General features: G+C 50.4%; 12 protein-coding genes and 1 tRNA gene. All 13 read right to left on the bottom strand.

The annotated features are described in order from the left end of the window. Window positions 1–215: 215 nt before the first annotated feature. Window positions 216–524: a DUF551 domain-containing protein gene (locus GSQ70_RS19830; RefSeq protein WP_158784135.1), complete on the bottom strand. Its 309-nt coding sequence runs from the start codon at window positions 522–524 to the stop codon at window positions 216–218. A gap of 24 nt (window positions 525–548) precedes the next feature. Next, window positions 549–800, bottom strand: a complete 252-nt coding sequence (locus GSQ70_RS19825; RefSeq protein ID WP_158784134.1) for a hypothetical protein — start codon at window positions 798–800, stop codon at window positions 549–551. A 135-nt stretch (window positions 801–935) separates the two neighbouring features. Further along, window positions 936–1,337, bottom strand: a complete 402-nt coding sequence (locus GSQ70_RS19820; RefSeq protein WP_158784133.1) for a DUF2570 domain-containing protein — start codon at window positions 1,335–1,337, stop codon at window positions 936–938. Then, window positions 1,324–1,830, bottom strand: coding sequence for a lysozyme (locus GSQ70_RS19815; protein WP_158784132.1), 507 nt, complete (start codon window positions 1,828–1,830; stop codon window positions 1,324–1,326). Before GSQ70_RS19815 ends, GSQ70_RS19820 begins: the two co-directional genes overlap by 14 nt. 3 nt (window positions 1,831–1,833) lie before the next feature. Beyond that, window positions 1,834–2,064, bottom strand: coding sequence for a phage holin (locus tag GSQ70_RS19810; protein WP_158784131.1), 231 nt, complete (start codon window positions 2,062–2,064; stop codon window positions 1,834–1,836). Between the two features lie 271 nt (window positions 2,065–2,335). Continuing rightward, complete coding sequence (locus tag GSQ70_RS19805) at window positions 2,336–2,743, bottom strand: type II toxin-antitoxin system HicB family antitoxin (protein ID WP_158784130.1); 408 nt, start codon at window positions 2,741–2,743, stop codon at window positions 2,336–2,338. A gap of 48 nt (window positions 2,744–2,791) precedes the next feature. Next, complete coding sequence (locus GSQ70_RS19800) at window positions 2,792–2,968, bottom strand: type II toxin-antitoxin system HicA family toxin (RefSeq protein WP_158780482.1); 177 nt, start codon at window positions 2,966–2,968, stop codon at window positions 2,792–2,794. Window positions 2,969–3,102: 134 nt separating this feature from the next. Beyond that, window positions 3,103–3,177: transfer RNA gene (locus GSQ70_RS19795), tRNA-Phe, on the bottom strand. Between the two features lie 317 nt (window positions 3,178–3,494). Continuing rightward, a complete protein-coding gene (locus GSQ70_RS19790) occupies window positions 3,495–4,121 on the bottom strand; it encodes a hypothetical protein (RefSeq protein WP_158784129.1) in 627 nt (208 codons plus the stop codon). A 100-nt stretch (window positions 4,122–4,221) separates the two neighbouring features. After that, entirely contained in the window at window positions 4,222–4,803 is a 582-nt protein-coding gene (locus GSQ70_RS19785; protein ID WP_158784128.1) for a recombination protein NinG, read from the bottom strand. Beyond that, entirely contained in the window at window positions 4,796–5,143 is a 348-nt protein-coding gene (locus GSQ70_RS19780; protein ID WP_158784127.1) for a hypothetical protein, read from the bottom strand. The genes GSQ70_RS19785 and GSQ70_RS19780 overlap by 8 nt, the downstream gene beginning before the upstream one ends. After that, window positions 5,136–5,267, bottom strand: a complete 132-nt coding sequence (locus GSQ70_RS19775; protein ID WP_158784126.1) for a DUF2116 family Zn-ribbon domain-containing protein — start codon at window positions 5,265–5,267, stop codon at window positions 5,136–5,138. The genes GSQ70_RS19780 and GSQ70_RS19775 overlap by 8 nt, the downstream gene beginning before the upstream one ends. A 177-nt stretch (window positions 5,268–5,444) precedes the next feature. Next, window positions 5,445–5,648, bottom strand: a 204-nt coding sequence (locus GSQ70_RS26100; protein ID WP_233268369.1) for a hypothetical protein, incomplete at its 5' end; no start/stop codon positions are given.

Here is a 5,648-nt window from a genome sequence, read left to right as displayed (position 1 = left end):
TGAGCCGGGCCGGTGTACGTGATGCGCGAGTCGAGAGCCGGGGCTGTCAGGTCAATCGGTGGGATTGTCGGCTTTGATGATGCTTTGCCGATTACTGTGGTGCCTGGCGTCCAGATGCCTGATTTAGTCGCCCCGATAATTGAGGCGTTCGGGGTGATTATCATGCTGGCTCCAATAAAAAAGGCCGCCTGAGCGACCTATTTTTTATCCATGTTTTACTCTACTGCCCCGCCTCTTTCTGGAGTTAAGGGGATGTATTGCCAATGGGTAACGTTATCCAGCTCGCGTCCATCCAGCCAGAATTTTCCTCCCTGTATTCCACCAGGAACGTATGTTCTGGCATTGAGGCATAAAAGCAAAGGAAGAAATTTGTCTGGATAGATAGGCTCTGGCATTTTCTTTTCGACAGAAACCCAAGCTAAACCACGGGAATAATTATCAGTCATCACAACCTCGTCTAGTTGCTCGTCTTTGTTGGGTGGCAGGCGGTGACGAGTCCGCTTTTCTGGATCTACCTTAGCCAAATCTATACTACCCTATAAGCGACATTACAGGTATTTCTTCGCTAACTCTTTTAGTTCATCTTTTGCAGCTTCACCCAGCTGAGCTACACCGCTCTCTACGAATGCCAGCGCTGCTTCAAAGTCCTGCACACCTGCTTTTACTTCTGCTGCAGGAGTAGTGGCAACAGTTGGTTGTTCAGTGGTTACTGCTGGTACTTCTACGACTGTGTCTGTCATGGGTTTCGTCTCTCGGGGATGTATGAAAAGGCTTTTCAGCCATGTGAGGAAGTTTTTCATTTCTGCCGTTCCTGCTCTATTTTGCGAATAGCGGCCTTGTCGTGATTGCACTGTTCCAGCGATGTAAGCAAATTTTCGTTCAGCTCCAAGCTTTCGCCCCACGTCAGCGGATCGGGTATCGTCGGGATACCGCAGTCAGCCGTCAGATTTACCGGGATCGGCACTGGCTTTACCGTTACGTATCGCGTCTCTGTGTGAGCGCAGGCTGTCAGCAGCAGCGGAAGGCACAGGCTGAGCAGAGCATGAATCGGTTTTGATGGCTTGCCGTATAACAACAACCCTTTGCTCACTCTGTTGTTCTGATTGCTCGTTGTCATCCTGAGTGGCCCTGGCGATGTCGTTAAACAGTGTTGTGGTGGCTATGACGCTGTCAGTAACGGCCTGAGCCTCATCGCGCTGCTGTGTTAACCGGGTGTTGGTTTCTGAGAGGATGGCGTTGTGTGACGACTGCAATTTAACAGTCACAGACAGGCCGATAATGACCAATAAGAGGACGGCAATTGCTACCGATCCCCACCTGATGTCACTTAAGGTCATTGGCGCTCTCCGCGAGACAAAGTGAGCGCTCCATATCGCGCCTGTTCATCAGCCCTCGCCACTTCTGACCGCCTGCATAGACCCAGCGGCGAAGCTCATCACACGCACCATCAACATCGCCAGCGTTAAGTTTTTTCAGTAGCGTGGAATTGGCGAATGCGTTAGTGCCAACGTTGTATGCGAATGAATACAGAGCAGCACGCTGATACTCACCCAGCGGAATCTTCACTTGCGAATCGACCAACTTCTTGACCGGCTGAAGGTCTTTCCACAACAAGTTGTCACACTCTCTGTCAGTGTATTTTTTATTCCACTGAACGTCTGGCCCGGTGTGCCCATCACAAACGGTGGGTACGCCAGCGACATCTTTATAGGCTTTATACTCACGTCCCTCTACTCCGCCCTGACCTGACAGTAATATTGTTGCAATGAGCATGGACCCACCGCCAGCAGCGGCAATCAGCTTGTTACGCAGACTTTCCGACATAGCCATAACTTATTTCTCCGGCATTCCTGCAGATGAGGGCCAACGCTCGTAAGCCCTTATCTGCGCGATGGTCGCTTTGCGTTTGTAGTACCAGTTAATGCCTAATGTGGTTATCCCGAAAGCAATACCTGCCAAGACCCCTACCGCGCTCCATTGGTCAGGGCTGTACCAGGACAGGAAGCTGACTGTCACTGTCCCTGCTGATGCGCCGTATGCTGCGCTGGATGCCACTTGACTCATAGTGTTTCTCATATAGCCCCCGTGGGGCCGCTCAATATTGAATATTAGGAATTGTCTACTTTCTGTACTGAGCAAGCCCGATTATGCTGATCTGTGTGAAGAGAAAAGCACTGCCTGCCGTGAGGTAGTTAAATAGAATCCGCCATAGTGCGGATTTTTTTTCGTTTAAAAAGCGCTACCCCGACAGTTTCACAGGGAAATCCACGGATGATTCGGGGGCGCAAAAGAAAAAGACCCACCGAAGTGAGCCTTTGAATTAATTTTCTGTCTTTCAGGCAGTCGCCATTTCCAGCCGCCTGCCCAACGCAGATAGCGCTTTTTGGATAGTGTCGATTTTCGTTGAGTGGTGCAGATCGAAGATGCGGGTTACTTCCTGCTTCTTCACGCCCATGCGAGAAGCCAGCTCAACCTGAGTTAAGCCGGAATCCAGAAACGCATTAAGCATAAGCACCTTTGCCGCCACGCTGGCGGGCACCTCAACAAAATCCCCGGTTATATCCCCTGGGGCCGGTACGCGCTGATTATCTTCGAAATAGAAATCGAAAGAGGTAATCAGCGCATCAAGCCCCATCTCAAGCGCCTCCTCTCGCGTGTCGCCCTGAGTCAGTGCCTCCGGTATATCCGGGAACGAAACCACATATCCGCCTTCGTAAGGCTCCAGATTTATAGGGTATCGCATATCGTCTTAGTGAATCTTCGCGAGTACCAGCCCCGAAGGGCTGGTTTGTTATTTCAGACCTAACTGCTTGAGTATGGCCTTTCGCAGCGGTTCTTTTAACTCAGCTCCGGGATGCCTTGGCATTACGCTCCGCTTCCCGTTTAGTCTCAGCTTCAAGTGGTTTGTACCGTTTGAAACTTCAACCCCCTGAGATTCAAGCCACCGCCTGAACTCGCTTTGCTTCACCACTCCTCCTGTCTGTTGAACATGTGATAATAGTAAACATTAATGCTTACCATGTCAACATATTTGTTTACCGGGAGAAGGATTACCCCGCGCCTTAAGCGTTGTTGCCGCATCCGTCGATGCCGGGGTAGATTTGGTGCAAACTGGTGGTAACGATCCACCCTCTCAAGCTCTTCAGGCAAGCGCTAATCCATCTCAGCTAAGTTTGCAATTAATGTGTGGTGGCCGGGACTGTGGTTCCGGCATCTCTTGTCAGTGAGCATTTTTAGACTCTTCTTTGAATCGCGACCCAGCGGCCAACCTGGACGATCACCTCATATATGGCGCATCAGCCTGCGCATTCACCACAACGGAGAAAACACTCAGCGCCTCCGTGGCGTCCAGTGTACGCCCGCTAAATGCTTTCACCTGTTGTGCAGAAACGAAAAAGCCCAAGGCGTTAACCTCGGGCTTCTCTTCAATTTGGCTGCTCTTTCGTCTTTTGACGTCCGAGCCTAGCACAAATATACACTTTCATTACTTATTTTCAAGTGAATTCGAAAATATTTTTTTGTTCAACTTCCCTTGCTGCCTTCTCTTTATCCATTTCCTCATGCAAAACAAAATACACCTTCGCATCAAATAAACTTATGCACCATCTGACGCGGTCGGCGCACTGCTTATTAGTTAGCCAGGGGGCAACCTGATACTGCATATAATTTGCGAGCTCTTGCACGGTGTTCCTGTCAACATAGTACTTACAGGCAATCACATAGACAGGGTTGTCTTTGCTCCAGGCTTTAAGAATGGCCTTCTCAACAAAATCAGCTTCATCTTCGTCGTTGGCGCGGTTAAGCATGTCGCTGATTGTTCGTTTAGGCCATATGATTGCCTGTGCCTTAATGAGTAGCTCCTGGCCCTGATATCCTATTTTACGCAATCCCTCCAGTACCTTTGTGAATTTATCTGATTCCTCAGCGCTCCAGCCGGAGACGAATCGCCATATGCCGCAACCATCATTTCCTCCTGTGTAATAAGCCCCCCCGAATTCATCAGCCCATACACCAAGAATCGCCTTTACCCAGCGTTCCTGCATCGGCGTCAAACGCTTAACTTTCCCAAGCCAGGATTTACGTGGAGCTTTTGCCACAGTTTCCCATGCAGATGTACTCATCGCTTCTTACTCCTGGGTTCAATTGCCCATGACTGGATGTGTGTGGGATGGATAGTTGGGGTGATCGGGGTGAAGTGGCTGAGGATTTGGATTAGCCAGTTCATGCTGCTTCCTCCTTCTGCTTAATCAACGCCCGCAATTTAGCCCTGTACAGCGCTCTCAACGTGTCCAGTTCTTCGCGGGTGTATCGGTGAGGGTTGTTATCAGATTCAAGCGCCAGTACGCGCTCAAGGCCGATTTTCCTGATGAGATTGAACCGGTATTGAGTAATCGCGCCGGAGTGGTGAACGTTACATGCCGAACACTGGCTGTGAACGTTGTCCTCGTTGAACCGAAGGTGAGATGCTGCCGCCGTCGTCCGGTAATGCCCGGCGTGATAGCTGATCGCCCAGGCACTGCCGCAACTGATGCAAATTTCCCCGTCCCGCGCCCTGATGTAGTCGTTAAATGCCCGCTGGGTCATGTTCATCCAGTGGCTTAAAGGCTTCACATCGGCTTTGCGCTTGTTCCATGCAGCACGCTGCTCCCTCTCCTGGCGCTTTTGCTTGCGCTCGGATAGTTGGTTAGCGAGTTGGATTGCACATTTTGGAGAACAGACGGTTTGTAGGCTATTGCGAGGTATAAACTTGGTGGGGCAACATTTGCAGGTCTTTGGCTTCGGCAGTTTGGTGCCTTTAGCCATGTTTCATCTCCCTTTCGTCGCACTTACAAACACAGCATTCACAGTGATAAGGAAAAGAATTATCCAACTCACTAAACCAGCTTTTGCACTCGGTGCAATAAAGCGCTTCCCATGGAACCTGATATTCATTAATCCAGGACAATACCGTTTTCGTCATAGGAATTGGCGGGATGGCTGTCAGGTCATATCCCTTAACCGATAATTGCCTCTGTGCAATGTCGAGACGGACATTTACTGATGAGAGACGCTGACGCATTAACATCAATTCGCGTCTAAGCCGATAATTGTCTTCCGTGAGCTGGTTTATTCGTTCCCCTGGGTGACGCATGACTTTAGCCATCCTCTCCCCCTGCCATTTCAAAGTTCGGGTCGGTCATTTCGTAGAACTCCGCGCAATCGGCGCAACACCACGTTTCGTCGTCGCTGAGCGCCATCCCACAATCCGCACAGTGTTTATCTTCCATCTTCAGCTCCATATGCTGTTTTGATATGTCCTGTCTTGACGCGGCTCGGAATTACCTTCAGGAAGCAGCGCACTCACCAGCCAGAGGCGGGGATCGGTTGCCAGTGTTTTCTTGGTTGAGATGTTACGAGAGGCGTAGCGGGAGAGGAGTTCTTCGGCGGTGTCGGTGTCTATCGGATCATGGGTGAACCAGGTTTGCCGCATTGCGCACCTCGCGAAGTGACTTATCCATCTCGTACATCCAGCTATTGCTCCGGTATTCATCGAACACGGCGTTTTGAGGCTTGGGCCTTTCCCCTTCAGGCTGGGTCTTAAGCCCAAGATGCTGATGGTTTGCAATTTGTCGAAGACTTTCGGCGCTGGGTTGATAATCAGGATTCAA

The organism is Pantoea sp. BAV 3049 (assembly GCF_009765445.1).
Taxonomy (GTDB): Bacteria; Pseudomonadota; Gammaproteobacteria; order Enterobacterales; family Enterobacteriaceae; genus Erwinia.
Note: the sequence above shows the minus strand (reverse complement) of the source record. Positions and strands in the feature narration are given on the sequence as shown.